The organism is uncultured Roseibium sp., assembly GCF_947496995.1.
In the GTDB taxonomy this organism is placed as follows: Bacteria; Pseudomonadota; Alphaproteobacteria; order Rhizobiales; family Stappiaceae; genus Roseibium.
Window position 1 is genome coordinate 916,578 of record NZ_CANMFD010000002.1, and the last position, 26,932, is coordinate 943,509.

The window sequence follows — 26,932 nt, forward strand, 5'->3', positions numbered from 1 at the left end:
CCGCCCACAAGGTCTCCCTGGTCACGCTCACCGCGTCCTGAGCCATCGGCTGGCGATGCCTGGTTCGTCGGAGACACAGCTCATCCGGGCCGCCCGCGCCTGTCCGGCGCGGCTCGTACAGGCAAGCGCATCACGCTCGTCGGCGCAGACCGGACGGGAAATGACTTCATATCCCTTTTGCGTCAGGCAGCGGTTGAACTGCCGCGCACGAAGCGCGTCATTGGGATCGTAGCTGGTCACTGTCGCCGGGATAGGGGAAGCCTCCGTAGCCGTTAGCGGGAACAGCCGTTACGGAACCCACGCGTGATGCATCCGTAGCCTCCTGGTGACCGTCTCCTGTAAGCCGAGTCACGTCTTTCAGCCCGACAGCCTCTCACGCGGTTGCACTTCATCCGTATCATCCACCAGTCGACCGATTGCCGGCGTCATCAAATGAACCGGCGACACTTCCCATACTGCTCGCGGCACCCCTTGGGGAACAAGCCCCCGGAGCCCTGCTGTCGCGTAAACGACTTGCCGTGTCGCATTGGAGATATCGCCTAATCCGGCTTGCAGCATAAGGTTTTATCACGATTGCCGGCCCTCGCGCCCCTTGGAGCTGCCCATGTCTGACGAAGACGATATCGATCTCGCCTCCCTGTCCGACGACGAACTCGTCGAACAGATGCATGACGACCTTTACGACGGTCTCAAGGAGGAAATCGAAGAAGGAGTGAATCTCCTTCTGGGCCGCGGCTGGACACCTTACGACGTTCTGACCAAAGCTCTCGTGGAAGGCATGCGCATTGTCGGGATCGACTTCCGGGACGGCATTCTATTCGTGCCCGAAGTTCTTCTGTCAGCCAATGCCATGAAAGCGGGCATGGGCATCCTGCGCCCGCTGCTGGTCGAAACCGGTGCGCCGAAGGTCGGCAAGATGGTGATCGGCACCGTCAAGGGCGACATCCACGACATCGGCAAGAACCTGGTGTCGATGATGATGGAAGGCGCCGGATTCGAAGTGATCGATATCGGCATCAACAATCCGGTCGAAAACTATCTCGCCGCCATTGAAGAACACCAGCCCGACATCGTCGGCATGTCTGCCCTTCTGACCACGACGATGCCCTACATGAAGGTCGTCATCGACGAGATGAAGGCCAAGGGCATCAGGGACGATTATATCGTGCTCGTCGGCGGTGCGCCGCTGAACCAGGAATTCGGTGATGCTGTCGGTGCTGACGGTTATTGCCGGGATGCGGCGGTCGCGGTGGAGATGGCGAAGGACCTGATCGCCCGCCGCCACAACCAGCTTGCCAACAAGGGCTGACAGCCATGTTCCAGGAGGCTGCCGACATGCGTGCGGGTGAGCCTCTCTTTCCGCTGGAGACCGATGACAGCGCGGACGACAGGATCGGCCGCGTTCTGGTCATCGCCTGCGGCGCCCTGGCCCGCGAAATCGTCGCCATCCGCGACATCAACGGGCTCGACCATGTCGATCTCACCTGCCTTCCCGCCAAGCTGCACAATTCGCCGGAGAAAATCCCCGACGAGGTGCGCCGCGTCATCCTCATGAACCGGGATATCTATTCGGACATTCTGGTCGCCTATGGGGATTGCGGGACCGGCGGTCTTCTGGACAGGGTGCTTGAGGAAACCGGCGCGCGCCGGATCGAAGGCGCGCATTGTTATGCCTTCTTCTCCGGTCCGGACGCCTTCGACCGGATGGAGGAGGACCAGCTGGGAACCTTCTACCTGACGGATTTCCTCGCCCGGCATTTTCAGACCATGGTGATCGAACCGCTCGGTCTCGACTGGCACCCGGATCTCAGGGACATGTATTTCGCCCATTATACGCGGGTTCTGTACCTCGCGCAGACCGACGACCCTGCGCTGGAAGACGCCGCGCGCCGGGCCGCGGAGCGGCTGTCGCTGCCGTTTGAAATGCGCCGCACGGGATACGGGCTGCTGGCCCCGTTTCTTGGAACTGAAGCCAAAACCTGAAACATCCTGCAATCCCTTTGGGACAAGTCGGTTTTTCACGTGTTTCTGCCGCTATCGGGCCGACCGGAAAACCCGGTTTCCTGCATTGATATTCCCAAGAGGACCAACAGACCATGGCACAGAAGATCATCGTCTACTGGCGGGATATCCCGGCACAGATCCTGGTGAAGAAGGGGCGGAAATCCGCGCGCCGGGAAATGCCACCCGTTTTCATGGAAGCGATCGACGCCTGCGCCATGCGCATCGGCGCGAAGGACAGCGAGGCCTATATGGCCGAATGGCGCCGCGCCGACCCTGTCGACGTCTCGGACGATCTTGAAGCGGAAGCGGAAACGGCCCTGAGTGAGCTCACCGCCGCCTATCCGAAAGAGCGATTGAAAACCCTGCTTGCAAGCGGAGGCACGGAAAATGAGTGATCAGCGCCCGTCAGCGACCGGGCGGCTTGCCGCCTCCACCGAAATGTCACCCAGGCAGGTGGTCGAAAAGACCGAACTGCTTGCCTATATCCCGGCAGGCACTCAGGTCTATGTCACCGATCTGGGCAACGCGCCGGAAGACATGATCGTCGCCGCCGCCCGCACGTTGAGCGAAAACAACCTCATCGCCGTTCCGCATATGGCCGCGCGCCGCTATCCGAGTTTCGAGGCATTCGAGACGCGGATCAAGCGTCTCACACGGGAAGCCGGCGTCACCGAAGTGCTGGCGATCGCCGGCGAGGCGGAAACTCCCGGCCCCCTCACCTCATCCGTCGATATGCTGGAATCGGGTCTTTTCGACAGGCTTGGCATTCGCAAGATCGCGGTTGCAGGTCACCCCGAGGGCGCACCGGATATCAGTCCCGAGGTGATCAGGTCGTTCCTCAGCCGCAAACATGAGATCGCCGTGAACAGCGACGCGGAATTCCGGATTGTCACCCAGTTCGGCTTCGATCCGCACCGCGTCAGCCTGTGGCTGGACGAGCTTCGCGCCTGGGGCAACAGGTTCCCGGTCCATGTCGGTGTCGCAGGACCGGCCAAGATGACCACACTGCTCAAATACGCGGCCTTCGCCGGCGTCGAAAATTCGCTGAACTTTCTCAAAAAACGCGGCGGCGCCGTGGTCTCCATGCTGGCGGGCTACGACCCGGAAACGATGGTCGATCCGCTCGAGATCCGCCTCGTCAGCCAGCCGGAGTGCCAGCTCGCGCAAATTCATGTCTATCCGTTCGGCGGCATCGAAAAGACCTCCAACTGGCTGTGTGACCGCAAGAGCTGGTCCTTTCATGCGCCTTCCTCCTCCCTGACCGCCACCGAAAGTGCCTAAATGACCCGCACCGTAGTCGCCTCCGCCACCAGGGAAGTCGTTATCGGCTTCGATCAGCCGTTCTGCGTCATCGGCGAACGGATCAATCCGACCGGCCGCAAGAAACTGGCTGCCGAAATGATCGAAGGCAACTTCGACACCGTCCGGGCCGACGCGCTGGCCCAGGTCGCCGCCGGCGCCACCATGCTCGACATCAATGCCGGAGTGACGGCGGTTAATCCGAATGAGACCGAACCGCCGCTTCTGGTCAAGACTCTTGAAATTGTTCAAGAGCTTACGGATGTTCCCTTATCCATCGATTCATCGGTCACCGCCGCGATCAAGGCTGGGCTGGAAGTCGCCAAGGGCCGCCCGCTTGTCAATTCGGTAACCGGCGAAGAGGAAAAGCTGGAAGCGATCCTGCCGCTCATCAAGAAGTACAACGTGCCGGTTGTCGCGATCTCCAACGACGAGACCGGCATTTCCGAAGACCCGGACGTGCGTTTCGCCGTTGCCAAAAAGATCGTCGAACACGCCGCCGATTACGGCATTCCCGCGCATGACATCGTCGTCGATCCGCTGGTCATGCCGATTGGCGCCATGGGAACCGCCGGCAGGCAGGTCTTCCATCTGCTGCGACGCCTGCGCGAGGAACTGAAGGTCAACACGACCTGCGGCCTGTCCAACATCTCCTTCGGCCTGCCGCACCGCCACGGCATCAATGCGGGCTTCATACCGATGGTCATCGGCGCCGGCATGACCTCGGCCATCATGAACCCGTGCCGCCCGCAGGAAATGGAAGCGGTGCGCGCCGCCAACGTGCTGAATGGCACCGATCCGAACTGCCAGACATGGATCCGAACTTACCGGGATCACCAGCCGGCCGCCCCCGGAGCGAGCGCCGCACCACAGGACACTCCCGCAGCCGCAGTCGGCCGCCGCAGGGGCGGACGCGCCGGGCGCCGGGCGGCGGAGTGAGCTGCCGGAAATGGAATGTGCACAGTGAGCTGTTGCGGTGAAGGAAGAGACCCCCACCCCAATCCCCTCCCCACAAGGGGGAGGGGTTTTGCGCGTCGAGAGGCGGTGCTTCCTTCATGCGATCAAGGCCGCTGAAAAGATGAAGCGGTTGCAGCAAATATGGAGCGTATCCCCCTCCCCCTTGTGGGGAGGGGTTAGGGGTGGGGGTAACTCCCCGAGAAAAATTTAAGACTACGCCGGGACAGATAAAATCGCAGCCATGACCGAAACCGCCAAACTCGCCAAAGTCGTCTTCCAGCCCAGCGGCCGCCGGGGAACGTTTCCGCTTGGAACGCCGCTGCTTGATGCGGCGCGGTCACTCGGGGTTTATGTGGAATCGGTGTGCGGCGGGCGCGGGATTTGCGGGCGCTGCCAGATCTCCGTGTCCGAGGGCACCTTTGCCAAGGAAAACCTGACCAGTTCGGCGGAAAACCTTGAAGGCGCGAGCGAGGCGGAGACCCGCTATGCCAGCCTGCGCAACCTGGCCGCCGACCGGCGTCTGTCCTGTCAGGCGAAGATCCTGGGCGACCTTGTGGTGGATGTTCCCACCGATGCGCAGACCAATCGGCAGGTGGTGCGCAAGCGGGCGGAAGCCCGGCATATCGAGCCGGACAGCGCCATCACGCTGGTTGGCATCGAGATTGACGAACCGGACATGGAAACCCCGCGCGGCGATATCGACCGGCTGCGCGAGGCACTCGCAACAAAAACCGGCCTTGCCAATCTCACGTTCGACCCCATCCTTCTGCCGCAGGTCCAGTCACTCCTGCGCAAGGGAAAATGGCAAGTCACCGCTGCGATCCATCAGGACCTGGTTTCAGCCCCGGTTGTGGTCGCACTCTGGCCGGATGAGAAGGAGGCGGTCTACGGCCTTGCCGTCGATATCGGCTCCACCACCATCGCCGCTCACTTGTGCAATCTACAGAACGGACGAACCGTCGCCTCGGCGGGGACATCGAACCCGCAGATCCGCTTCGGCGAAGACCTGATGTCGCGCGTCTCCTATGTTCAGATGAACCCGTCCAAACTGCCGGATCTCACCCGGACGGTGCGCGATGCCGTCAATGCCCTGGTCGACAAGCTTGTTGGCGATGTCAGCGCCCAGCGCACCGACGTGCTGGACGCCACGTTTGTGGGCAACCCGGTGATGCATCACCTGTTTCTCGGCATCGACCCGGTGGAACTGGGCGGCGCGCCCTTCGCACTGGCGGCCTCGGATGCCATGGGGCTCAATGCGCGCGATCTCGGCCTGGATCTCAATCCCGGGGCGCGGGTCTATATGCTGCCCTGCATCGCCGGGCATGTGGGCGCCGACGCTGCAGCGGCGACGCTTGCCGAAAGCCCTTACAGCCGCGATGACATCACCCTGCTCGTCGATGTCGGCACCAACGCGGAAATCATCCTCGGCAACAAGGACCGCCTGCTCGCGGCCTCCTCCCCCACCGGGCCCGCCTTCGAGGGCGCGGAGATTTCCTCCGGACAACGTGCAGCGCCCGGCGCCATCGAGCGCATCCGCATCGACAAGGAAACGCTGGAACCGCGCTTCAAGGTGATCGGCGTCGACGAATGGTCGGACGAGGACGGTTTCGCCGAGAAGATCGACAGTGTCGGCGTTACCGGCATTTGCGGGTCGGGGATCATCGAGGCAGTGGCCGAGATGTTTCTGGCGGGTCTCATTACCGAAGATGGCGTCATCGACGGCGCGATGGCGGAGCGGACGTCGCGCGTTCAGGCGCACGGCCGGACGTTCTCCTATGTGATCGCCGATGACGGAGTGCAGATCTCCATCCTGCAGACCGACATCCGCGCGATCCAGCTTGCCAAGGGCGCGCTTTATGCCGGCGTGAAACTGCTGCAGGACAAGCTCGGCACTTATCGGCTTGACCGCATTCGCCTTGCCGGAGCCTTCGGGAGCTATATCGATCCGAAATACGCGATGATCCTGGGTCTGATCCCGGATTGCCCGCTGGACGGTGTTGCCGGTGTCGGCAACGCTGCGGGAACCGGCGCGCGCATGGCGCTGTTGAACCGTGGCCACCGCCGGGAGGTCGAGCAGACCGTTCGGGACATCGAAAAGATCGAAACCGCACTGGAACCCAGGTTTCAGGAGCATTTCATCAACGCCATGGCGCTGCCAAACAAGGTCGATCCCTTCCCGCACCTGAGACAAACCGTCGAGATCCCGGCGCGAAAGACGCCCTCACAAGGGGACGGCTCCGGTGGCGAACGGCGCAGACGGCGGCGAAACGGCGGATAGAGCGTATCGCGTTCAAACGGACATAAGATTGCGGCCTACTGGTCCCAGAAATACTGATCGCGCATCTTGCGCCAGATCTTCTCTCCGACAAGGCAATCGTAAGGTTCCCCGAAGGTGATTTGCGCCGGAATGATCCTCGGGACTTCAGGCGGTGTCAGACCGCCGATCTCCAGGATCAGCTTGCGGCGGACGGCCTCGGGAAACTGGGCCCAGTCATTGACCGGGATCACGAAGCTTGCCGGACCGCCGATCACGCAGCGCCGGTAATATTCATCCAGGTCCGGAATGTTGAACTGGTATCCAACGCCACCTCTTGTCATCAGCGGCAGGCCGTTGATGACAAGACCGCTTTCGACCGCTGCGTCGCGCGCCAGGGTCACAGGGGTTCCCTGATTGTTGGGGCCGTCACCCGAAATGTCGATGACGCGCCTGTCGGCGGAATAGTCCGCCTCTTTCAAAAGTGAGGCGGCGTGCCGGATAGCACCCGATATGGAGGTCCGGCGCTGGCCGTATGTGGTGTCGGCGAGGATCTTTTCCGCAAAGCCGAAGGCATCGGCCTGATTTTCGATGACCGACCATGCGACGATCTCGCGGGCGTGGCCGTCATTGGCCCATTCGAACATCATCATCGCGATCCGGCCATAAGCGCCGAGTTCGATGGCGCGCACGACATCCGGACTGGAGACTGCCGCCGCATACCCCTTGCGCTGGATCAGAAGTTCTTCCGGAGACATGGAGCGCGAAACATCGACCGCCAGAACAAGCGCCACATCCACCTGTTCTCCTGCCCTGGCCGGAGACAGGGCAAGAAAGACGCCCAGAAGTGCGCAGAATGAAAAGCGGAAGGAAACAAGCCTGCACATGGCGAAAAGAATAGCCGATCATCGCAGAACTGCCAGCGGGATGATCTCCATCGCCGATAAACGATCTGTGATCGGCCGAGGTTCATTGCACCTTGCCTATCGCGGTGCGGTGCTCATCGGCTATAATATCGGCAACAACAAGGATCAGCAGGGAGCCCTCATGTCCGACACCGCCGCAAATGACGACGTCCAGAACCCCATGCTCGCGACCCTTCTGCACGAAGGCGTCTACCGGATCGTGATGCAACGCCCGGACCGGATGAACGCCCTTTCCACGGAGATGATGACCGCCCTCGCCGATGAACTGACAAAGGCTGCGGAAGATCCGGACGTACGCGTCATTCTGCTCGGCGCGGAAGGCAAGGTGTTCTGCGCCGGACATGACCTGAAGGAGCTGACCGCCGCACGGGCCGAGGCCGATGGCGGCAAGGCCACCTATGAAAGGATCATGCGGCAGTGTTCCGATCTGATGCAGCAGATCGTCCGCCTGCCGAAACCGGTGATCGCAGTTGTCACGGGTGTCGCCACGGCGGCGGGCTGCCAGCTTGTCGCCTCCTGCGATCTGGCAATCGCCACCGATACGGCGACCTTCTGCACACCCGGTGTCAATATCGGCCTGTTCTGCTCGACGCCGATGGTGGCCCTTTCGCGCAATGTCGCGCCAAAACAGGCCATGGAAATGCTGCTGACCGGCGAGAGCATTGATGCTTCGACCGCCAAGGACTTCGGCCTCATCAACCGGATCGTGGCGGCGGACTACCTCGAACAGGTCGTTCAGAAATACGCGTCGGTGATCGCGTCCAAATCGGCCAAGACACTCCGGATAGGCAAGGAAGCCTTCTACCGGCAGCTCGAGATGCCGCTTTCCGAGGCCTATGATTTCGCCGCCCAGACCATGGTGGATAACATGATGGCAAGGGACGCCGAAGAAGGGATCTCGGCCTTCCTGCAGAAGCGCAAGCCGGAGTGGACCGACAGCTGATGCCCCAGGCAGGCTATTCCGGCCGGCCTCTGTCGGCCAAACTCGGCCTGAAACCTGAAATGACCTGCTGGCGGCACGAGATGCCGGCGCAGATCGCGGAGCTGCTGGACCGTGAAGTCCCCGGCCAGACGCTTCTCGCCGCACCGGATCCAGGACTGGGCTGCGCGCATGTCTTTGTCACGAGGCGGAACGATCTGGTTCACTGGCTCGGCCAGCTCCGCGCGGTTCTTCACCCGGATGGCATGATCTGGGTCTCCTGGCCCAAGAAGTCGAGCAAGGTGCCGACCGATGTCACCGAGGACGTGATCCGCGAGATCTGCCTGCCGATGGGACTTGTGGATGTGAAAGTTTGCGCGGTCGATGCCGTGTGGTCAGGCCTCAAGCTGATGATCCGCAAGGAGTTCAGAAAGGACCAGACAGACAAAAACGCGAATGACAATTTAAAATGACGGAATATTTACTTTAGTTAAACCACCCGAGAAGAATATTGTTCCGACGGCAGGCTGGTATTAGATTATCTTTTATTATATTTTTATTAGAAACAATAAAATACTTTCCATCAAATACTTTCTTCAAGTCTTTTCGCTGTGCCGAAATATCTATTTCCACCAAATCACTTTTAGTGGTGAAGAAAACAACGCGCTTTTTCCAATCGGCATTAATTATGTCAGGGTTTATGTTGATCTCTCTGAGGGTTGGATAACTGTTATCGTGGTCAAGCTTCCTAGATTGACCATCAGTTGTAATTCCATAAGAATAATGCCTAGCATAAACTCTAATCTTCGCGGCACCTCGAATATTTTCAGATAAAGCGCCGTTATTGATCATGTACCATACAACGTTTTTATTGACATCTTCACGTGACAAAAAGTGGCAATGATTTTTCTTGAGAACATTGAATTTTTCAGCCTTCTTTGCCTGCTCTTCTTGCGTGCGCCCTGATCCAAACTCCTGAACTTGCGCCAGCCAGCCAGCATAATCTGCTGTCAAAAAAACATTCCGTGAAATATTTTTTCTATCGGCAACCTTGTAATGATCATTTGCATAAACCTCATGAAATGAAATACTCCAAACAATCAGAGACAGGCCCAGCATATAAGAATATTTAATCATCTAAATCTTCCCCTTCATCAGAGGTAGCATTCCCCATCCATCCAAAATTTTGTGCGATAGAGTAAATTACCGGAATGGAGAATGTCCATAGTAGTGTAATACCTATAAACGTAACTCTGTCGCGAAGGACTATATCACCATATGGGCCAAGAATTGTAATCGAGTCAAAATTCTGCAGAACGAATGATATCGCATTGATATCAAGAGACACCATCCAAAATATATATGAAATTATAATCACGACTATTTGAATAATGCTGGTCACCTCCGACACAAAATATAAATATAACATAGCAACTAGGGAAAGCGGAAGCATAAATCGAACAAGGTACGTAACATAAGTCAAGCTTTCGGCGAGAGATTCAGCTGAAACTGTTTCGACTGGAACAAAGTCATATACGGAAGCAACTACAACCCTAAAGCTTAAGTAGATCGCTGTTAAATCCCCCGGAATCGTCTTCCTGAGTTTATCGACGTAACCATCATCTTTTTCTATATTCTTGCTACTCATAGGTACGCCCTAAAGAATTTTTATTGATAAATTTCCACTAATAGATGTATTTTAGTAGGGACTGATGTTCAGTTACAAGTTAATTTTAATTTTACGCGAACGCATTAAAAGTGAAATCTATTTATCGCAACCTGTCCTCCTGGGGAGGCTGCCATGTTCTCAAAACATAATTTACAACCAAATAAACAAGTATGACTATCAATAAATATTTTCATATTTTAGATTTACTAAATTATTCATTTCAATGCTATTTCTTTATCAGTTACGGGATGGACAACATCCAATTCGAAGATAAGGATACTGCATGGGGCATTTCGCATTGGATAGCGCGGCCTACCGAAGGACCTCCAGCGCATGAATCACGACAGCTATTCCAACACCTACATAAAGAGCATTCTGGACGAGGTGAAAACCGTCGCGATGGTGGGCGCCAGTGCCAACACCGTCCGGCCCTCCTATTTTGTGCTGAAATATCTTCTGGCCAAGGGCTACGAGGTCTGGCCGGTCAATCCCGGGCAGGCAGGCAAGGAGATCCTGGGACAGAGGGTCTACCCGTCTCTAGACGACCTTCCTGGCGTGCCGGACATGATCGACATATTTCGCAATTCTGAAGCCGCGGGACAGATCGTCGACCAGGTTCTCGCCAAGGGAAACCTGCCGAAGGTGATCTGGATGCAGCTAACCGTGCGCCACGACGAGGCTGCAAAACGGGCGGAAGCCGCAGGTATCAAGGTCATCATGGACCGCTGCCCGAAGATAGAATATGGCCGTTTGTCCGGTGAGATCGGCTGGGCAGGCGTCAATTCCAGAACACTGTCTTCCAAACGGCCTTCCCTCAAGTCCGGCTTCCAGCACCGCGGCCTTTCCGGGAAAAAGCCCGGTTAGAGCGTAAAGCGTCGATTTGGAAGCATTTGATGGCGGAAGGCAGCCTATCGGCAGCGTTGCGCCGCTTGCCCGAGGCACCTTCCCTTTACACCAGCTTCGCACAATACGCGCCTGATAGTCCTTTGTCCGGGTTCGCGCCTGTCGGACCCGCGATCGGATTTGTCTGCTGGAGAGCGTGAAATGACACAGGACCCGACCCTGTTTACAGCGATGGAATGGGTGTTGATGGCCATGGCCGGGCTGATTGCCCTCCTGCTGTTCGCCGTGGTCCACCGCGCCGAACCCGGGTCCCCTTTCGCCGAGCGGGACGAACACTGGGCACCGGAAGACCCTCCATTGCAAGCAGGGTCCAAAGATCGAAAACGCCGCGGCCGCATGCTTCGCTAGGTTCGAAACCTTTCTTTCGATCACTGTATTGTTCCAAAATCCACAGGAATGTAACTCCCCACACTTCTCAACCTATGCGTGTTCCTGCTAGGGTCTTAGCGAGACTGCACGCTACCTGAGCCATGTTTGGCTCCGGTGTTATCGGAAGATTGGCAGGGGATTTCTGGAAATGCTCAACATCTATTCCGGTATTGCATTTCTGGTCCTGATCACTGGCTTGCTTGTGCTGATCCGGATGGACCGGAAAGGCAGCAAAAAAGGCTATCCCTTCCCACTGCGGAATGTCGCTTCCGTTTCACCGGAAGACAAGACTGCCTTCAGCAAGGTGGACCAGCGCGACTGATGCACGGCGGACCAGCCGGTTTCATTCGAATTTTAATTTAATTGTCTGAAAAATCTCCTGAAATTCTTCTCGTTATTTACATGCCCGGCCGGTAATTAGCCTTGCAAGGCAAAAAAGAATGTCCTTGGAGACTGTCATGCTCACTGTGCTCGGTAACACCGCCCCGCTGGCCTGGTGCCTGCCCTTGCTGGCCACCGGTCTGCTTTTCGGCGTCTATTTTCTGGCGAAAACCGATATTCGCAAGCGACAGTCCAACCGTCAGGGTTGACCGGCTATAGCCGAAAATTCGTTGAAACCGTGTGCGCCCTGCCCGGTAGATCTCCCCTAACCTATTGACGCTAAATTTTTTTCCGTTGATCGCTAAATCCGGAATTTCCTGCTTTGACTTCCCTTCCGCTTCGGCCAAACTGGCCGAAATTCAAACAGGGAGGTTTTTTGATGAGCGACAAGATACCGGGTTTTTCAACCCTTGCCATTCACGCCGGTGCGGCGCCCGATCCCGCGACGGGGGCCCGGGCTACCCCCATCTACCAGACGACGTCTTTCGTGTTCGACGACGTCGATCACGCGGCTTCCCTGTTCGGCCTTCAGGCTTTCGGCAACATCTATACACGCATCACCAATCCCACGACCGCCGTTCTGGAAGAACGGGTTGCGGCACTTGAAGGCGGAACCGCAGCGCTTGCCACCGCTTCGGGCCATTCCGCCCAGCTGCTGTGTTTCCACTCAATGATGCAGCCCGGCGACAATATCGTCGCAGCGAACAAGCTTTACGGCGGCTCGATCAATCAGCTCAACCACTCGTTCAAGAGTTTCGGCTGGAACGTCAAATGGGCCGATCCGGCGGATCTCGGCACCTTTGAAGCGGCGATCGACGACAGAACCCGCGCGATCTTCATTGAAAGCCTTGCCAACCCGGGCGGTATCGTCGTCGACATCGAGGCCATTGCCGCAATCGCCAAAGCCAAGGGCGTTCCGCTGGTTGTCGACAATACGATGGCCACGCCCTATCTGTGCCGTCCGATCGAGCACGGCGCGGACATCGTCCTGCACTCGCTGACCAAGTTCATGGGCGGCCATGGAAATTCGATGGGCGGCATCATCGTCGATGGCGGCAGCTTCGACTGGTCGGCAAGCGGCAATTATCCCCTGCTGTCCCAGCCGCGACCCGAATATCAGGGCGTCGTGCTGCATGAGACCTTCGGCAACTTCGCTTTCGCAATCGCCTGCAGGGTGCTCGGGCTGCGCGATCTCGGCCCGGCGATTTCGCCGTTCAATTCCTTCATGATCCTGACAGGCATCGAGACGCTCCCTTTGCGCATGCAGCGCCATTCGGACAATGCCAAGAAGGTGGCGCTTCACCTGTCGGGTCACGACAAGGTCAAATGGGTCTCCTACGCCGCTCTGCCCGAAGACAAGCATCACGCCCTGCAGCAGAAATACATGCCCAAGGGCGCGGGTGCGGTCTTCACGTTCGGTGTCGAGGGCGGCTACGAAGCTGGAGTCAATCTCGTGTCAAAGGTCGAGCTGTTCTCGCACCTGGCCAATATCGGCGACACCCGCAGCCTGATCATCCATCCCGCTTCCACAACGCACCGGCAGCTGACGGACGAGCAGAAAACGGTCGCGGGCGCCGGGCCGGACGTGGTGCGGGTTTCCGTCGGTCTGGAGGATGTCGACGACATCATTGCCGATCTGGACCAGGCACTGTCAGGCTGATCCCGCAGGTCCTCACCAAAAAGCAGAGCCCGCCGAATTGGCGGGCTCTTTTTATGTCTTTGCCACCTGTTCCCTGACCGGGAAGGCCCCTTTCAGAAGGGCCAGATGATCTATCGACGCGGCAAGAACCACCACCGCGAACCCCTGATGGAGCAATGCGACCGGCAAAGGCACCATCCACACGAGGGTCAGGATACCGAAAACCGCCTGCAGCAGAACGAAACCGCCGAGGTGTGCGCCGGCCCGCCGCAGTTCCGCACGGCGGCTTACCCTGAATGTGCTGTACATCAGCGCAAGACCGAGCACGACCAGAAGGTAAGCCGTCATCCGATGCTGGAACTGGACGGTCATCACGTTCTCGAAGAAGTTGAGCCAGACCGGCTGCATCACGAGCAGCCCGTTTGGAACAATGCGCCCATCCATCAATGGCCAGGTGTTGAACGTGAGACCGGCATTGAGACCGGCAACGAGGCCGCCCAGGAACATCTGCAGGAAAACCAGTCCGAGAAACAGTTGACTGAGGCCCGCAAGGCGTCCTCGTTCGTGGGGATCCGGGTCAGGCAGTGGCGCAAGGCGGCGGGCGATCCAGAACAGATAGGCGAATATGACCAAAGCAAGTGTCAGGTGGATCGCCAGGCGATACTGGCTGACATCCACCCGTTCGACGAGGCCGGACGCCACCATCCACCAGCCGACAAATCCCTGCAAGCCTCCCAGCCCCAGTCCGATCAGCAGCCTGGGTTTCAACCAGGGTTCGATCCGGCCGGCGACCCAGAAGCCGAGCATGGGAACGAAGAAGGCTATCCCGATGAAGCGGCCCAACAGGCGGTGCGCCCATTCCCACCAGAAAATGAATTTGAACTCTTCCAGGCTCATGCCCTTGTTGATGAGCTGGTATTCCGGGATCTGCCGGTATTTCTCAAGCTCATCTTCCCACTCGGCTTCGCTGAGCGGCGGAATGACACCGTGGATCGGCTTCCACTCCGTGATGGACAGACCGGATTCGGTCAGACGGGTGGCCCCGCCAACCACGACCATGGCCAGGATCAAGGCACACACGCCATAAAGCCACCAGCGGATCAGTTTCCGGTTCTGCCTTATGCGCGCCAGCCTGACCGGAGACACGGATGTCGCCACGCCGTTTGTGCTTGCCGCTACCGTCATGTTTCTTCTCCGGCCCAATTGCCTCTTATTCAGTCAGGGCTATCAAGGTGCGGAAATATAGAGACAATTGTGAAACGGCAAGTGCACGGGAGAGTTTTGCGGCAATCTGCCTCTCCCGTGAGGTTGAATTCTCTTTCGAATGAACGGATGTCCTGCGACCATTCCGGGCGTTGCTACCTGGCGGGCATGCAGGCTATAAGCGCCGCCAGATCCCAGCGCTTGGATGTGAAAGCATATGCAAGCGCACAAATTCGTTCAGCCAGGTCACGGACACACTTCCAATATGGTTCCCTCGTTCAGAAAATTCGTCGGCATGGTGCTTCTGGTGGTTTTTGTCGTGGTCTATGCCCTGATCGCCATGGTGATCGGCGACATGACTCTCCAGACCGCATCGACGCTCGTGCGCTTCACCTATTTCGCGATTGCCGGATTGATCTGGGTGATCCCGGCCGGCGCCATCATCTGGTGGATGGAAAAAGGCGGGAAAAACCGGACCTGAGGCCAAAACCCGAGGCTGCCCAGCGGGCCGTCCGGTAAAGCGCGAAGGGCACGCCGGTCAGATATTGGTCGACCACCGCTCCATCCTGGAAATGTCCGTTCAAAGAGACCCGGGGCAGCATCATCAGATCGCGTGCGTTCACCGACTGAAGCACACCGGGAGCGGTCGTCACCGCCGAGGCAAACCCGATTTCGCGCAGAATGTCCGCATCGCGCAGGCTGACGGCCTGAGAATATCCGTAGGGATAGGCGAAATGCTTCGGCCGCATGCCGATTTCCTGTTCCAGACGATCCACGCCCTTGAGAACGTCCGCGCGCGCCGCGTCGGCATCCAGACGCGCCAAAGCGAAATGATCGTGCGTATGAGCCCCGATGGTCACAAGAGGGTCCGACGCCAGTTGACGGACTTCGTCCCAATTCATCAGCAGTTCATCGGCCAGGGCTGCCAGATCGACAACATAGTGGTCACACAGCGCGCGGATGATCTTCCGTTGGTCAAACTCACCGACCTCAAGCGTCAGGTGATTGACCAGTTGCGCGAAACAGGCCTCTTTTTCCGCAAGTGTCCTGCACGGAACGCCGCCCGTTTCAGCCCCTCCGGAGAAGACCACCTCATCGTTTTCGGCAATGATGCGCTCGAGCGCGATCCACCAGAGCTCCGTTGAGCGGTCGACCAGTCCACTCGCGACGAACACCGTGAACGGCGCCTCAAGCGCCTTCAGGACGGGATAGGCAATTTCCAGGTTGTCCCGATAACCGTCATCGAAGGTCAGAACCGCATAACGCTTGTTCCCGTAACCGGTTTTCAGAAGATCGATGGCTTCATCGAGTGCGATGATCTCGTAACCGTTCGCCCGCGCGCGCTCAACGGCAAGGCGCAGGAATTCGGGCGTGATCTCAAGGTGGCCGTTGGGTTGAAAAGCGTCCTGCCGCGCTGCCCGAACATGGTGCATCATGAAAATCGCGCCGCAGCCCCGGGTGAACGGAGCCAGCAACCGGCTGAGCCCTGTTTTTTCCAGGACGCCGAAAGCGTGCGATATTGCCTTGTGACGTGAACCCATGCGCTTGAGACACCCAAACTTGAAACGGACACCAGTTATACCAAAGAGCGTTGATTATGACCCATCTGATGGGTCATTCCCGGCCGGCGGCGAGGCGCGTTGCGCAGCACGGCCTGGTTGGCCTGGCAAGCAACGCAACGAAGTCCGGCGGATGGGAATGGCCCACCGAAGGCCGGTTTTGGAGGGTTATCGGACGGCGTCGCACGTCTTGCCCGATACCCCGCATCGCACTGCGACGAGCTCCTAGCCGAAAACCCTCCGAAACCGGTCAGATGAGTCATAATCAACGGTCTTTGGTATCAAGGCACGGTTTCTTTAATATTTATTGCTAAATCTAGCGAGACTTCGCCCGATCCGCCAGCAACACTCCCAGTGCGTTCCGATGCTCGTTCAAAACCGTTTGTCTCACGTCGACACCCCGACGCCTCTTGCTTCCGCCGCCACAGGTGGACAGGCAATCGGTGGCAAGGGCGCCGCGCTGAAAGTGTCCATATTCACGCAACTCGCCGACGCCAGGGCCGACTGGCAACACCTTATGGAAACGGGATGCGCCAACCCGTATCAATCCTTTGAATGGGTGTCTGCCTGGTATGAAACCCTGGGCAGAGAGCATGGGATTGAACCGGCGATCGCCGTTGTCCATCGGCAAGGCAAAGCGGTTCTTCTCCTGCCGATGGGCGCTGAAGTCTCCGCTGGCGTCCGGACGCTCGGTTTCCTGGGACATCAGAACGGCAACCAGAATACCGGATGCTGGGACGCGGATTTCTATGCGCAGGTCGGACGGGAAGAAATCGAGGAAATTCTTTTCAGCCTTTGCAGGCAGGCAGGCGTGGACCTTCTCGCGCTTCAGAACGTTCCGGAAAACTGGCTCGGCCGACCGCACCCTCTGGTGCTCCACGGAGCCGCACCAAGCCCCAGTCCGGTGTTCATGCGGTCCCTGCCTTCGGACTTCCAGGTTCTGTTCACGGAAACCCACAGCAAGTCCGCGCGCAAGAAACTGCTGCGCAAGGAAAGGCTCTTGCGCGCTGTCGGGGACTACAGGGTGGTCAAGGCACAGACTCCTGAAGACATCCGCCTAGGTTTAAATGCCTTTGTGGACCAGCGCACGAAGCGTGCGGCGAAGGCCGGGATACCCAACGCCTTCTCGACGCCTGTCGCGGTCGACTTCCTGTCGCGTCTGCTCAACACAGAGGCAGAGAACCGGCCGCTCGATGTCTGGTTCCTGGACGTCGGAGGCGCAATCCGCGCCACCTATCTGTGCATCGAGCATTCCGGCACGATCTATTCCTACAGCAACAGTATTTCCCACGACGACATGGAGGCCAACAGCCCCGGGAATATCCTGTTCCTGGAAATCCTGCGCTGCGCCTGCGCGGACGAGAAGCTGACCATGCTGGATTTCGGTCTCGGCGCAGAGCCCTACAAGAAAGCCTGGGCCGATCCTGTTTCCCTGAAGGACAGCTTCATTGCCTTCACCTGGAAGGGTTCCCTGAAAAAGGGGCTCGACAGAACGCGCACTCAATTGAAGTCCGCGATCCGCAATTCAGGCTATTTGTGGCCACTTGTCCGCCGTGTGCGCAAGTGGAAAGCAGGCCTGAGCTGACCACTCTCACCTTTATCTTATGCTGCGTGACCGTCGTCGTTGCGACGCGGATCAGAGCCGGTCTGTCCGGAAATCACGACCTCGACACTTGCACCGGTATTGTGCGCCAGAAGGTTGGCCGCGCTTTGCAGTTCGTGACTGTGGTCGGGTGCGCTCGCTGCGATCAGAACACGGTCGGCGAAACTCAGCATGCGCGCACTGGCAAGCGTTCCGTCTATCGCTCCGAGGTCGATCACGATGGTCTGATAGGTCGACTTGATCGCCTCGAGTGCCAGTTTGAATCGCTGGGAATTGACCATTGCATCGGTAATCGCCAGACGACCGGCCTCGATGATATGAGCTTTCGTGGCCGCATCCCTGTAGACCACCTTCGCGAACGGCGCGTCGCCGGCGATGATGTCGGAAAACCCTTCAGCCGCTTTCTTGTCTTGGTGTTCAGGGAACACTTCCATGATCAGCGCGGACTTGCCCGCTTTTGCAGCTTTTCGCGCCAGATCGAATGCCAGATCGTGTGACAGCGTGTCGTCATCGACGCTCAGCACGACAATCCGTCCCGCAGCCTCGATATCTTCCGCGAATGTGGTCGGCACCGCTTCACCTGCACCGGCCGCCATTGCGGCAGTGTTTCTGTCTGCCCCGTTTCTGCCGACAGGCTCCTGTTCATCAACCGGTGCCACCGGCTCCTTGATGCCGGGGCTGCCTGCCCCCCTGCCCCAGTTGCGTGCCCAGCTGGGAGCCCAATCGGAAGCAGCTTCACGGTCGTCGCGCGAGCGCACGCTGCGGCGTTTTTTCCGCTCTGGATCCTTCGTCAACGGCGAAAGCCGCTCGTGCGTTTTCTCTGCGGCTGCGTCATGGTCTTCTTCAGTAAGCGGCAGCTTTTCTTCCGCGAGCGGCTCCGGCGACACCGGCTCCTCCCGCACATCCTCGTCCATGCGATAGTTCGCAAAGGACTGAGAGTAGCCGCGTCCCCAGTCATTTCCTTCACTTCGAGGCGCCGCCGGCACATCGCGGGCGTTGCTGTCAGCAGCATCACTCATGCGGTAAAGGGCGTTTCCGCTGAGGAATTCACGCATCAGCACGAAGGCGCATCCCAGAATGAAGGTCACCAGCGCAGCAATGATCGTGGTGGAGACAATCTTCGGCGAAGAGGGTTCTGCCGGAACGCTCGCGCTGGAAATGATACGTGCATCGGCCGGGAGAACCTGCGCCCGCAAGCGGGAATCGGCTTCCTGATAGCTCAGCATCAGCTGATCCAGCTGGGCGGCCTTGGCATTGGCCTCGCGTTCCAGTTCGCTCAGGCGGGCCTGATCCGCATTCGAGCGCGCCGCAGCGGTTTTCAGTTCATTGAGACGTTGTTCCAGCGCCAGCGCCTGCTGGTTGGCAACCTTGGCGTCATTTTCCAGTCCCTGGAGGATCCGCCGCGCTTCGTTGCGGATCTGCCGGTCGTAGTCGCCCTGCTGTGACTGAAGCGCCTTGAGCTGAGGGTGGTTCGGCAGCAGCGTGATGGACAGCTCGGCGATGTTCGACTGGATTTCGACCTGCCGCTCGCGCAGCCTCTGGATCAGCGCGGACCCGAGAACTTCACTGGCGCTTTCCAGCGATCCGCCGGAATTCAGGATTTCGCGGATGAGGTCGGCCTTGGCCTGCGCCTCGGCCTTGGTCGCCTGAGCGGCGGAATAGTCGCTGCTTGTTTCGGCAAGCTGCTGCTGATTGAGCGGAATGTTGTCGGCGCCGATCAGCAAGTCGGCCCGCGCCCTGAAATCGGAGACGGCCTTGCGGGCGGCCTGAACTTCCTTGCGCAATTCGACGATCTGAGGTTCGAGCGCTGCGGAAGCTTGTTCGGTGGTCGCGCGCTTCGCGCTTGACTGAATGGAAAGATACTCGTCGACGATGGCATTGGCGACCCGCGCCGCCAGCACCGGATTTTCCGCCTGGTAGTCGACGGCGATGACGCGCGAGCCTTCCAGCCGGTAGATCTGCAGGTTCTCGTAAAAATGCTTGAGAACGCGTTCTTCCGCGCTGTTGGCGGTGGTCCTGCCGCCAAGGCCGATCAAGGACATCACGTTGCTGACCAGCGTGCCCGTTCCCCTGGCGTCGAATTCCGGGATTGCCGCGAGATCGAGCTTGTTCGCCACCCGCCGCGCCAGATCCGCAGACATCAGCAGCTGGACCTGGCTGGCGACGCCCTCGCTGTCGAGAACCGCCCTTTCCTCTTCCACCCCGCGCGCGCCGCCCGGAAAGTTGTTGTCGGTGCTCTCGATGAGGATCCGGGCTTCGGCCTTGTATTTGGGAGCGACGAATTGCAGCCCCAGGAACACCCCAACCGCCACGAACAGGGTCAGCGGCAACAGCCAGCCCAGGGAACGGCCGATCGTCCGCAGCAGACCGCCCAGGTCCACTGCCATGTCATCATCGGAAACTGTTCGCCGCTCGCCATTCATCACTTGAATCTCCACAATTCCGGCAAACTATGTCGAATTAGGGTAAGCGATCGGTTAAGGCCCATGCAATTGCACAAAGGGGCCTGTTAATTAATGCATTCGCAATTGTGACGATATGCGCGGAGGCGGATTTTCTCCATTCACCCTCGATTAACCATAAGGCGCGATGCTGTCCGCGAATAGTAGGAGAGTCGTAGATGCGAATGAGAGCGCTTCTTGTCCTGGGCCTTTGCCTGGGTCTCGCTGCATGCAGCGGGTACAGGCAGCCGCCGACAGCTTTTCATGAGACGCTGACACAGCCTTATCGCTTGGACTCAAGTGACAAGCTGCGCATCATCGTGTTCGGACAGGACGACCTTTCAAACACCTATGTCATTGATCAGGCTGGATATATTTCCTTCCCGCTGGTGGGCAGCGTCGCTGCCCGCGGCAAGACACAGCAAAGTCTGGCAGCGGAAATCGCCGCCAAATTGCGGCAGGGCTATATCCGCGATCCGGACGTTTCCGTCGAGGTCGATACCTACCGGCCGATCTTCGTGATGGGTGAAGTGCAAAGCTCGGGCCAATATAATTACGTGGCCGGCATGACGGTGCAGAATGCCATCGCAACGGCGGGCGGATTCAGCCCGAGGGCACAGCAGATCGATGTGGATATCACCCGCCAGATCAACGGCGAAATCCTAAACGGACGTGTGCCCATTTCGGACCCGGTGCGTCCCGGAGACACAATTTACGTTCGCGAACGCTATTTCTAGAGTGACGGTCGGTTAACCGGAGACTCACCTCCCTTTGCTAGGGTGCAGCTACCGAACCTCACAGGGCCCAAAAGAGGCCTGGGGGTGGTAACAGGGATACTGCACCATGACGACGAACCCCATGCGGATCGTTCATTGTGTCCGCTCGCCGATTGGCGGAATTTTCCGCCATATCCGCGATTTGGCCACCGCCCAGGCGGAAGCCGGACATGATGTCGGACTTATCTGCGACAGCAGCACTGGCAGCACATTCGACAACCGGTTCCTGGAGGAACTGCGGCCGAAGCTGAGCCTCGGTCTGGCGCGCTTTCCCATGCAGCGCCAGCTGACACCCAAGGACATGTCGGCGACCCTGGCGATTTACCGCCACATTCGCGATCTCAAACCCGACATTCTGCACGGACACGGCGCCAAGGGCGGTGCCTATGTCCGCATGATCGGCAGCGGTCTCAGACTGTTCGGAAGCAAGGTCTCCCGCATCTATTGCCCCCATGGCGGCAGCCTGCATTACGACCCGAACCGTCTCGAAGGGCGCGTCTATCACACCCTTGAGCGGCTGCTCGGCCGCATCACGGACGGTCTCGTGTTCGTCTCCGATTACGAGTCGGCCGCTTACGAGAGCAAGGTCGGCCATCCGAAAGCCAAGTCGCGGATTGTCTATAACGGACTGACACCGGAGGAATTCGCCCCGGTCACCGTGAACGAGGACGCCGGGGACTTTCTCTATATCGGCATGCTCCGCGACCTGAAGGGGCCGGACCTGTTCATCGAGGCGCTCTACAACATCCGCCTGAAGACCGGCGCCGCCCCCCGGGCGCACATTGTCGGCGAAGGCCCCCAGGAAGACCGCTACCGCAACATGGTCAGCAAACTCGGTCTGGAGGACGCCATCACGTTTCACGGCGCTCTGCCCGCACGCGAAGCCTTCAAGCTTGCCAGGAACGTGGTTATTCCTTCGCGCGCCGAAGCCATGCCCTACATCATTCTGGAAACGGTGGCGGCACAACGCCCGCTCATCGCGACACGGGTCGGCGGTATCCCGGAGATTTTCGGACGCTATGCCAACCGGCTGATCGAGCCCGGACACATCGGCAAGCTGACGGTCGCAATGGAAGAGGCGCTTGAAGATCCTGCCCGAATGGAACGGGAGGCCGGCGAGCTGCAAAGATGTCTCGCCGCGACCTTCTCCACCGATCTGATGAACGACCGGATCACCACGCTCTATCAGGAAGTTCAGGGCTTGACCCCAGTCGACGAAGCCGTGCCCCAGACGACAGAAGGCACGGCAGCCAGCCGCAGCGGTCAGGCAGTCTATGCCAGATCAGGCAACAGGTGATGAGCAACCAGGCTTTCAATCCGACCGATCCCGTCGATCCGGTTGATCCGGTTCTGCCCGCAAACGATGCAAACGGATTGCGGCGCCAGCTGGAAAGGCATCTGCGGCAGACAGTCGGCAGTGTCACCGGATCGACAAACATCGAAACCCTGTCGACGGGTCACTCGGGCCTGACCGCTGAAGCCAGCGAGATCGCGCGCGGGCTCGGCGGCAAGGGTCTCTCCATTCCGGTCCTCACCGGCCTGGTCCGCCTGACGGACATCGTGCTGATAACATCGACAGCCCTCATCGCTGCCGGCACCGCTTCAAGCGGCGATGGTTTCAGTCTGATGCAGGGCTTTGCTGTCGGAATGTCCATCCTGTTCGCGCTCGCCTTCTTTCAGGCGGCCGACTGCTATCAGGTCCCTGTCATGCGTCAGGGCCTGTCGCAGTTCGGACGTGTCGCGGCCGGCTGGACCCTGGTTTTCGCCATGTTCGCGGTTCTCCGGTCCACGACCGGCATCGGCACGGGCTTTCCCGATGCATGGGCAGGATCCTGGTTCGCTCTCGGCCTGACAGGCCTGTGCGCGTCGCGACTGGTCGTCTTCCTGCTGGTGCGCCACTGGATGAATTCCGGTCGCCTGGAACGGCGCGCCATCATCGTCGGGGGCGGAACGGCGGCAGCCGAACTGATCCATGACATCGAGGCCCAGGCCGACAATGACATCCGCATCTGCGGCATCTTCGATGATCGTTCCAACGACCGGTCTCCGCCGGTGGTCGCCGGCTATCCGAAGCTCGGCAACATCAACGCACTGGTCGAGTTCGCCCGGCTGGCCCGCATCGACATGCTCATCGTCTGCATTCCGCTGCGCGCTGAAAAGCGGGTTCTGGAACTGCTTCGCAAGCTCTGGGTGCTGCCGGTCGATATCCGTCTGTCCGCCCATACCGACAAGGTCCGTTTCCGCAGCCGCGGGGCTTCCTTCATCGGCACGGTGCCGTTTGTCGACGTGGTTGAAAAGCCGATTGCCGACTGGGACATGGTCGCCAAGCGGATTTTCGACCTGGTGTTCGCAACACTCGCGCTGGTGACGCTGTTCCCGGTGATGATCGCCGCGGCGATCGCCATCAAGCTCGACAGCAAGGGTCCTGTCCTGTTCAGACAGAAGCGCTACGGGTTCAACAACGAGATCATCGAGATCCTGAAGTTCCGCTCCATGTATACGGAACAGGCCGATCCGGACGCGAAAAAGGTGGTGACCCGGGGCGATACGCGCGTGACACGCGTCGGCAGGTTCATCCGCAAGACATCGATCGACGAGTTGCCGCAGCTCTTCAACGTTCTGGCCGGCAAAATTTCGCTGGTCGGACCGCGTCCGCACGCCGTCAACGCACACACCGACAACAAGACGTGGGACGATGTGGTCGACGGCTATTTCGCCCGCCACAAGGTGAAACCCGGCGTCACCGGCTGGGCGCAGATCAACGGCTGGCGCGGTGAAGTGGACACGCCGGAGAAGATCCAGCACCGGGTGGAGTGCGACGTCTACTACATCGAAAACTGGTCGATCATGTTCGATCTGAAAATCCTGCTGCTGACACCCTTCCGGCTGCTCAATACGGAGAATGCCTATTGAGCCTCGCGGCCGCCCCTTATGGCGGCGCGCACCTCGCGCGTTCGCCCGCCGGTCTTCCGGCCAGGAGCTTGGGCAACGGCGCCCTGTGGCTGGCGGCCTTCCTGTCGGGTTTCGTCATCGAGGAACCGGCGCCTTATGAACTCTACATGGCGCTGGTCACCGTCGTCTGGCTCGCCTGCGGCCTGAAGCTGCGGCGCGAATTCGGTCCGCTGATCATCTGCCTGATGCTCTATATCGCCGGCGGCGTGGCTTCCATTCCGATGGCCCGGGAGATGGGCGAAGCGATGATGTATATCGCCATCTCCGGTTTTCTGGCGATCACCGCCATCTTCTACGCCGCCGTTCTGGCGGACGATCCGGGCAGGTTCAGGATCATCCAGAGCGGTTACACGATCAGCGCGGTTCTTGTGGCCGCCATCGGCATCGCCGGCTACTTCCAGCTGTTTCCGGGTGCCGGCTATTTCACGCTTTACGACCGTGCCCGCGGCACCTTTCAGGACCCGAATGTGTTCGGCCCGTTCCTGGTTCTGCCGACGGTCCTCCTGCTGCAGCGGCTCCTGAAGGACTCCGTCCTGAAAAACCTGTCCCTGCTGGTGCCGCTCACCATCCTACTGCTCGGCATTTTCCTGAGCTTTTCGCGCGGAGCCTGGGGCCTTCTGATTGCCGCCGTCCTGCTGGTCTATATGCTGGCGCTCGTCACCGAGCAGACACCCCGGCGGCGTGCGCGGCTGGTGTTCCTGGGCGTGGCGGGAATTGTCGCCGTCGCGGCCCTGATCGCGGCGGCTCTGTCGATAGACACGGTGTCCGCCATGTTCGACCAGCGCGCCCGGCTCGTTCAGGACTATGACGGCGCCCGCCTCGGCCGCTTCGCCCGCTATTCGCTCGGCTTCCAGATGGTGATGGAACACCCGCTCGGCATCGGCGCGATGGAATTCAACAAATATTTTCCCGAAGACGAGCACAACGTCTATCTGAAGGGCTTCACGACCTACGGCTGGCTCGGCGGCACGATCTATATCGTCCTGGCGCTGTGGACGCTTCTCGCCATGGTGCCGCTGCTGTTCAAATCGCGGCCATGGACGGCGTTCACCCAGTCAATCTTCGCGGTTTTCGCCGGTCATCTGATCCTGTCGGTGATCATTGACACCGATCACTGGCGGCACATGTACATGCTTTACGGCCTCGCCTGGGGCATGATCGCGACGGACAAGATGGAGCGCAGGCAGCACCTCAAACAGCTTTCCGCACGGCGCTCCGCATATCTTTCAGGTCCGGCCACAGCCACCGCAACAAGCGGCTTGCGCTCGGCAGGCGAACAAGCTAGGTAGGGTCCGTTCGGGCAGTAGCGCAGCCTGGTAGCGCACTTCACTGGGGGTGAAGGGGTCGTCGGTTCAAATCCGGCCTGCCCGACCAAACATTTCAAATACTTAGGCTTTTTTTGCAAATTTCTCTGCAATGAAATTGCAATGAAACCCAGTGCATCTATTGGTCAGCCTGACAGTTTGACCCCCGTTTGTTCTCACATTTCATTTTAGCAGGTTGCAACCTCGGCCTAGTGATGGCGCCATGCAGCGAATGGCAGCTCCGAGCCCATAATTACTGATTCTGCACTGCGCTCGAAGGTTTGCTTTGTCGATCTACGATCAACACGATTTCTGGATCCCCACAGGAGCACAGCTGACAGCCTTGGAGACACGCTCGACCGGCAGGAGGCGCATGCAGAGCGAGAGTTGAGGCATTGGAAGCACCCTTGCGCTGCGCTTCCGCGCAGCTACATTTGAGCATCAATGATAGATTGCCCGACATGCTCTTAACCGTATAAAATACGCAGACCAAAGCGGAGATGTGGATTTGTCGTCGTTCTTTTTTGAATTTGTTGCGTTTATCGGTGGCACCTTGTTTTCGTTAATCACCGCCGTGGCTACGATTTTGATCGTTTTTGAGCTTCGGGAACTTAATCGACAGCGAAGAAAACAATACACCGGTGAGTTCTTAGCGTCTTTCAACGAGTTTTCCTTCCCCTATAATGAGTTTGACGAAGTTGCTCTTGCGATGCTTGCTCCCCAAAGCGATGCTGTTTTTACTCCCGAGACGGACCCAAAACAGCAGATGTTGGTGAAACACCTCAATACGCTAGAGATGGTTTCGATCCAATTGAATCAAGGAATACTCGATGAAGACACATGCCGTGACTACGCACGGAGTATGTTCATTCAGGCGTTTCATTACTTTAGAATCTATATTCTCAACATCCGCGAGGCTACCAGCAACCCGAGGCTGTATGCCAACTTTGAAAGGGTTGTTCGTCGCTGGGAGCGGCTGAATGATAAGTGAAGAGGCCTACGAAAAGCTTCGCTTGGAAGTCGCAAGCCAAAATTTGAGTGATGGTGAGCTCGCGGAAAGCGTCCACTTATACCTACGTGACTATTGGTCGGTTTCAGAAGAGAATCCGAATTGGAGCAAGAGGCAGATCGAACAAACGCTACTTCGGCCAACTGGGGTCACTTCTCTAGTTAACAGAGCTAGCGAGAATTACTTAGAAGGCGCACTGAGTTCCACTCGATCGCAACGCCGATCTCGCGCTGTTCTCGGAGCAAGCAAAAGCGTTCTATTGGGAGTTATTTCCAACATTATCTTTACGTTGATCATGATTTTGTTCTTTTTGTCTGCGCAGGATATTTCGTCCAGTTTTTTTCGCTCTCTTGGCTTTGAAATTGTACCGCAATCTAGTCAAAGTGGACGAACAGGAACTCAACTTGAAGATCTGAACGCACCAGGAGTCTTACCTGCCCCAACGGGGCTTCTTGAAGCAGACTAAGCCAGATCCATTAAGCAACTAACGGCTTAATTTCAGATACATCAATTTCCCTGGCCGCCGGCGCCATGGCCCGTTGATCCGCATTACGCTTCGAACGTTAGCATTCCCAAATGCAGCACTTCTCGCCCGGCGTCCAAGTCAAGCAGACATTCGCGCAGCCGCAGCGGATTGGCGCTTCGTCCGCTCAGCCGCCGTTGGTGCACCTTAAACCACCAGCCAAGGGTAAGCGGCATCTGGGGCCCACCTTGTTCAGGTACGTCATGATCTCCGACTGAACACGCGTTGCCCCAGAACTGTTG

Annotated in this window: 29 protein-coding genes and 1 tRNA gene; 22 read left to right on the plus strand and 8 right to left on the minus strand. The window is 58.5% G+C overall.

The features are described 5' to 3' along the window. Positions 1–27: 27 nt before the first annotated feature. Positions 28–240, minus strand: coding sequence for a hypothetical protein (locus Q1B40_RS12705; protein ID WP_299814756.1), 213 nt, complete (start codon positions 238–240; stop codon positions 28–30). A 364-nt stretch (positions 241–604) separates the two neighbouring features. On the opposite strand from Q1B40_RS12705, the gene Q1B40_RS12710 reads away from it, so the two are divergent. The 6 genes from Q1B40_RS12710 (at position 605) to Q1B40_RS12735 (ending at position 6,538) form a co-directional block, all read left to right on the plus strand. Beyond that, positions 605–1,309, plus strand: coding sequence for a B12-binding domain-containing protein (locus Q1B40_RS12710; protein WP_299814759.1), 705 nt, complete (start codon positions 605–607; stop codon positions 1,307–1,309). Between the two features lie 26 nt (positions 1,310–1,335). After that, complete coding sequence (locus Q1B40_RS12715) at positions 1,336–1,983, plus strand: DUF1638 domain-containing protein (RefSeq protein WP_299814762.1); 648 nt, start codon at positions 1,336–1,338, stop codon at positions 1,981–1,983. 113 nt (positions 1,984–2,096) lie between these two features. Beyond that, positions 2,097–2,399 carry a virulence factor gene (locus Q1B40_RS12720; RefSeq protein WP_299814765.1) on the plus strand — a complete coding sequence of 101 codons (303 nt, stop codon included), beginning with the start codon at positions 2,097–2,099 and terminating at the stop codon, positions 2,397–2,399. Then, positions 2,392–3,285 (plus strand): methylenetetrahydrofolate reductase, encoded by an 894-nt coding sequence (locus Q1B40_RS12725; RefSeq protein ID WP_299814768.1) that lies wholly within the window; start codon positions 2,392–2,394, stop codon positions 3,283–3,285. The genes Q1B40_RS12720 and Q1B40_RS12725 overlap by 8 nt, the downstream gene beginning before the upstream one ends. Further along, on the plus strand, positions 3,286–4,242 hold the full coding sequence (locus tag Q1B40_RS12730; RefSeq protein WP_299814771.1) for a methyltetrahydrofolate cobalamin methyltransferase: 957 nt from the start codon (positions 3,286–3,288) through the stop codon (positions 4,240–4,242). Between the two features lie 259 nt (positions 4,243–4,501). Further along, positions 4,502–6,538 carry an ASKHA domain-containing protein gene (locus Q1B40_RS12735; protein ID WP_299814774.1) on the plus strand — a complete coding sequence of 679 codons (2,037 nt, stop codon included), beginning with the start codon at positions 4,502–4,504 and terminating at the stop codon, positions 6,536–6,538. Between the two features lie 35 nt (positions 6,539–6,573). Here the strand turns inward: Q1B40_RS12735 and Q1B40_RS12740 are convergent, their stop codons facing one another. Next, on the minus strand, positions 6,574–7,401 hold the full coding sequence (locus Q1B40_RS12740) for a DUF1194 domain-containing protein (RefSeq protein ID WP_299814777.1): 828 nt from the start codon (positions 7,399–7,401) through the stop codon (positions 6,574–6,576). A gap of 160 nt (positions 7,402–7,561) precedes the next feature. Between Q1B40_RS12740 and Q1B40_RS12745 the strand changes: the two genes are divergently transcribed. Both Q1B40_RS12745 and Q1B40_RS12750 read left to right on the plus strand, forming a co-directional pair. Beyond that, on the plus strand, positions 7,562–8,383 hold the full coding sequence (locus tag Q1B40_RS12745; protein WP_299814943.1) for an enoyl-CoA hydratase: 822 nt from the start codon (positions 7,562–7,564) through the stop codon (positions 8,381–8,383). After that, complete coding sequence (locus tag Q1B40_RS12750; RefSeq protein ID WP_299814780.1) at positions 8,383–8,832, plus strand: hypothetical protein; 450 nt, start codon at positions 8,383–8,385, stop codon at positions 8,830–8,832. Before Q1B40_RS12745 ends, Q1B40_RS12750 begins: the two co-directional genes overlap by 1 nt. 13 nt (positions 8,833–8,845) lie before the next feature. Here Q1B40_RS12750 and Q1B40_RS12755 read toward each other — a convergent pair whose 3' ends face one another. Next, positions 8,846–9,496, minus strand: a complete 651-nt coding sequence (locus Q1B40_RS12755; protein ID WP_299814783.1) for a hypothetical protein — start codon at positions 9,494–9,496, stop codon at positions 8,846–8,848. Then, entirely contained in the window at positions 9,489–10,007 is a 519-nt protein-coding gene (locus Q1B40_RS12760) for a hypothetical protein (protein ID WP_299814786.1), read from the minus strand. Before Q1B40_RS12760 ends, Q1B40_RS12755 begins: the two co-directional genes overlap by 8 nt. A gap of 354 nt (positions 10,008–10,361) precedes the next feature. Between Q1B40_RS12760 and Q1B40_RS12765 the strand changes: the two genes are divergently transcribed. The 5 genes from Q1B40_RS12765 (at position 10,362) to Q1B40_RS12785 (ending at position 13,341) form a co-directional block, all read left to right on the plus strand. Then, a complete protein-coding gene (locus tag Q1B40_RS12765) occupies positions 10,362–10,892 on the plus strand; it encodes a CoA-binding protein (protein WP_299814788.1) in 531 nt (176 codons plus the stop codon). A 180-nt stretch (positions 10,893–11,072) separates the two neighbouring features. Then, positions 11,073–11,279 carry a hypothetical protein gene (locus Q1B40_RS12770; protein WP_299814791.1) on the plus strand — a complete coding sequence of 69 codons (207 nt, stop codon included), beginning with the start codon at positions 11,073–11,075 and terminating at the stop codon, positions 11,277–11,279. A gap of 169 nt (positions 11,280–11,448) precedes the next feature. Then, on the plus strand, positions 11,449–11,622 hold the full coding sequence (locus Q1B40_RS12775; RefSeq protein WP_299814794.1) for a hypothetical protein: 174 nt from the start codon (positions 11,449–11,451) through the stop codon (positions 11,620–11,622). Between the two features lie 136 nt (positions 11,623–11,758). Continuing rightward, entirely contained in the window at positions 11,759–11,890 is a 132-nt protein-coding gene (locus Q1B40_RS12780) for a hypothetical protein (RefSeq protein ID WP_299814797.1), read from the plus strand. Between the two features lie 170 nt (positions 11,891–12,060). Continuing rightward, complete coding sequence (locus tag Q1B40_RS12785; RefSeq protein ID WP_299814800.1) at positions 12,061–13,341, plus strand: O-acetylhomoserine aminocarboxypropyltransferase; 1,281 nt, start codon at positions 12,061–12,063, stop codon at positions 13,339–13,341. A gap of 51 nt (positions 13,342–13,392) precedes the next feature. Here Q1B40_RS12785 and Q1B40_RS12790 read toward each other — a convergent pair whose 3' ends face one another. Then, on the minus strand, positions 13,393–14,505 hold the full coding sequence (locus Q1B40_RS12790; RefSeq protein WP_299814803.1) for a COX15/CtaA family protein: 1,113 nt from the start codon (positions 14,503–14,505) through the stop codon (positions 13,393–13,395). A 283-nt stretch (positions 14,506–14,788) separates the two neighbouring features. Between Q1B40_RS12790 and Q1B40_RS12795 the strand changes: the two genes are divergently transcribed. Continuing rightward, a complete protein-coding gene (locus Q1B40_RS12795) occupies positions 14,789–15,004 on the plus strand; it encodes a DUF2842 domain-containing protein (protein WP_299814806.1) in 216 nt (71 codons plus the stop codon). Here Q1B40_RS12795 and Q1B40_RS12800 read toward each other — a convergent pair. Continuing rightward, positions 14,964–16,064: a polysaccharide deacetylase family protein gene (locus Q1B40_RS12800; RefSeq protein ID WP_299814809.1), complete on the minus strand. Its 1,101-nt coding sequence runs from the start codon at positions 16,062–16,064 to the stop codon at positions 14,964–14,966. The two genes, Q1B40_RS12795 and Q1B40_RS12800, sit on opposite strands and share 41 nt — an antisense overlap. Before the next feature lie 382 nt (positions 16,065–16,446). Here Q1B40_RS12800 and Q1B40_RS12805 point away from each other — a divergent pair, with 382 nt between their 5' ends. After that, positions 16,447–17,667: a GNAT family N-acetyltransferase gene (locus Q1B40_RS12805; RefSeq protein WP_299814812.1), complete on the plus strand. Its 1,221-nt coding sequence runs from the start codon at positions 16,447–16,449 to the stop codon at positions 17,665–17,667. Positions 17,668–17,684: 17 nt separating this feature from the next. Here the strand turns inward: Q1B40_RS12805 and Q1B40_RS12810 are convergent, their stop codons facing one another. Next, complete coding sequence (locus Q1B40_RS12810; RefSeq protein ID WP_299814815.1) at positions 17,685–20,072, minus strand: exopolysaccharide transport family protein; 2,388 nt, start codon at positions 20,070–20,072, stop codon at positions 17,685–17,687. 233 nt (positions 20,073–20,305) lie between these two features. Here Q1B40_RS12810 and Q1B40_RS12815 point away from each other — a divergent pair, with 233 nt between their 5' ends. The 7 genes from Q1B40_RS12815 (at position 20,306) to Q1B40_RS12845 (ending at position 26,633) form a co-directional block, all read left to right on the plus strand. Further along, positions 20,306–20,863 (plus strand): polysaccharide biosynthesis/export family protein, encoded by a 558-nt coding sequence (locus Q1B40_RS12815; RefSeq protein ID WP_299814818.1) that lies wholly within the window; start codon positions 20,306–20,308, stop codon positions 20,861–20,863. 106 nt (positions 20,864–20,969) lie between these two features. Next, complete coding sequence (locus Q1B40_RS12820; RefSeq protein ID WP_299814821.1) at positions 20,970–22,199, plus strand: glycosyltransferase family 4 protein; 1,230 nt, start codon at positions 20,970–20,972, stop codon at positions 22,197–22,199. Beyond that, entirely contained in the window at positions 22,199–23,815 is a 1,617-nt protein-coding gene (locus tag Q1B40_RS12825; protein WP_299814824.1) for an undecaprenyl-phosphate glucose phosphotransferase, read from the plus strand. Before Q1B40_RS12820 ends, Q1B40_RS12825 begins: the two co-directional genes overlap by 1 nt. Then, entirely contained in the window at positions 23,812–25,143 is a 1,332-nt protein-coding gene (locus tag Q1B40_RS12830) for an O-antigen ligase (RefSeq protein ID WP_299814827.1), read from the plus strand. Before Q1B40_RS12825 ends, Q1B40_RS12830 begins: the two co-directional genes overlap by 4 nt. 8 nt (positions 25,144–25,151) lie before the next feature. Then, positions 25,152–25,228, plus strand: a tRNA-Pro gene (locus tag Q1B40_RS12835). A gap of 438 nt (positions 25,229–25,666) precedes the next feature. After that, on the plus strand, positions 25,667–26,149 hold the full coding sequence (locus Q1B40_RS12840) for a DUF4760 domain-containing protein (protein ID WP_299814830.1): 483 nt from the start codon (positions 25,667–25,669) through the stop codon (positions 26,147–26,149). After that, positions 26,139–26,633: a hypothetical protein gene (locus Q1B40_RS12845; RefSeq protein ID WP_299814833.1), complete on the plus strand. Its 495-nt coding sequence runs from the start codon at positions 26,139–26,141 to the stop codon at positions 26,631–26,633. Before Q1B40_RS12840 ends, Q1B40_RS12845 begins: the two co-directional genes overlap by 11 nt. Before the next feature lie 83 nt (positions 26,634–26,716). On the opposite strand, the gene Q1B40_RS12850 is transcribed toward Q1B40_RS12845, so the two are convergent. Continuing rightward, on the minus strand, positions 26,717–26,932 hold a 216-nt coding region (locus tag Q1B40_RS12850), incomplete at its 5' end, for a hypothetical protein (protein WP_299814836.1).

Coding starts and splice junctions, on each gene's coding strand:
- Q1B40_RS12815 (WP_299814818.1), top strand. CDS start 20,306: ATGCGAATGAGAGCGCTTCTTGTCCTGGGCCTTTGCCTGGGTCTCGCT.
- Q1B40_RS12735 (WP_299814774.1), top strand. CDS start 4,502: ATGACCGAAACCGCCAAACTCGCCAAAGTCGTCTTCCAGCCCAGCGGC.
- Q1B40_RS12760 (WP_299814786.1), bottom strand. CDS start 10,007: ATGAGTAGCAAGAATATAGAAAAAGATGATGGTTACGTCGATAAACTC.
- Q1B40_RS12790 (WP_299814803.1), bottom strand. CDS start 14,505: ATGACGGTAGCGGCAAGCACAAACGGCGTGGCGACATCCGTGTCTCCG.
- Q1B40_RS12780 (WP_299814797.1), top strand. CDS start 11,759: ATGCTCACTGTGCTCGGTAACACCGCCCCGCTGGCCTGGTGCCTGCCC.
- Q1B40_RS12800 (WP_299814809.1), bottom strand. CDS start 16,064: ATGGGTTCACGTCACAAGGCAATATCGCACGCTTTCGGCGTCCTGGAA.
- Q1B40_RS12845 (WP_299814833.1), top strand. CDS start 26,139: ATGATAAGTGAAGAGGCCTACGAAAAGCTTCGCTTGGAAGTCGCAAGC.
- Q1B40_RS12720 (WP_299814765.1), top strand. CDS start 2,097: ATGGCACAGAAGATCATCGTCTACTGGCGGGATATCCCGGCACAGATC.
- Q1B40_RS12770 (WP_299814791.1), top strand. CDS start 11,073: ATGACACAGGACCCGACCCTGTTTACAGCGATGGAATGGGTGTTGATG.
- Q1B40_RS12775 (WP_299814794.1), top strand. CDS start 11,449: ATGCTCAACATCTATTCCGGTATTGCATTTCTGGTCCTGATCACTGGC.
- Q1B40_RS12785 (WP_299814800.1), top strand. CDS start 12,061: ATGAGCGACAAGATACCGGGTTTTTCAACCCTTGCCATTCACGCCGGT.
- Q1B40_RS12745 (WP_299814943.1), top strand. CDS start 7,562: ATGTCCGACACCGCCGCAAATGACGACGTCCAGAACCCCATGCTCGCG.
- Q1B40_RS12765 (WP_299814788.1), top strand. CDS start 10,362: ATGAATCACGACAGCTATTCCAACACCTACATAAAGAGCATTCTGGAC.
- Q1B40_RS12805 (WP_299814812.1), top strand. CDS start 16,447: ATGCTCGTTCAAAACCGTTTGTCTCACGTCGACACCCCGACGCCTCTT.
- Q1B40_RS12740 (WP_299814777.1), bottom strand. CDS start 7,401: ATGTGCAGGCTTGTTTCCTTCCGCTTTTCATTCTGCGCACTTCTGGGC.
- Q1B40_RS12750 (WP_299814780.1), top strand. CDS start 8,383: ATGCCCCAGGCAGGCTATTCCGGCCGGCCTCTGTCGGCCAAACTCGGC.
- Q1B40_RS12795 (WP_299814806.1), top strand. CDS start 14,789: ATGGTTCCCTCGTTCAGAAAATTCGTCGGCATGGTGCTTCTGGTGGTT.
- Q1B40_RS12715 (WP_299814762.1), top strand. CDS start 1,336: ATGCGTGCGGGTGAGCCTCTCTTTCCGCTGGAGACCGATGACAGCGCG.
- Q1B40_RS12820 (WP_299814821.1), top strand. CDS start 20,970: ATGACGACGAACCCCATGCGGATCGTTCATTGTGTCCGCTCGCCGATT.
- Q1B40_RS12825 (WP_299814824.1), top strand. CDS start 22,199: ATGAGCAACCAGGCTTTCAATCCGACCGATCCCGTCGATCCGGTTGAT.
- Q1B40_RS12755 (WP_299814783.1), bottom strand. CDS start 9,496: ATGATTAAATATTCTTATATGCTGGGCCTGTCTCTGATTGTTTGGAGT.
- Q1B40_RS12710 (WP_299814759.1), top strand. CDS start 605: ATGTCTGACGAAGACGATATCGATCTCGCCTCCCTGTCCGACGACGAA.
- Q1B40_RS12810 (WP_299814815.1), bottom strand. CDS start 20,072: ATGGCAGTGGACCTGGGCGGTCTGCTGCGGACGATCGGCCGTTCCCTG.
- Q1B40_RS12725 (WP_299814768.1), top strand. CDS start 2,392: ATGAGTGATCAGCGCCCGTCAGCGACCGGGCGGCTTGCCGCCTCCACC.
- Q1B40_RS12730 (WP_299814771.1), top strand. CDS start 3,286: ATGACCCGCACCGTAGTCGCCTCCGCCACCAGGGAAGTCGTTATCGGC.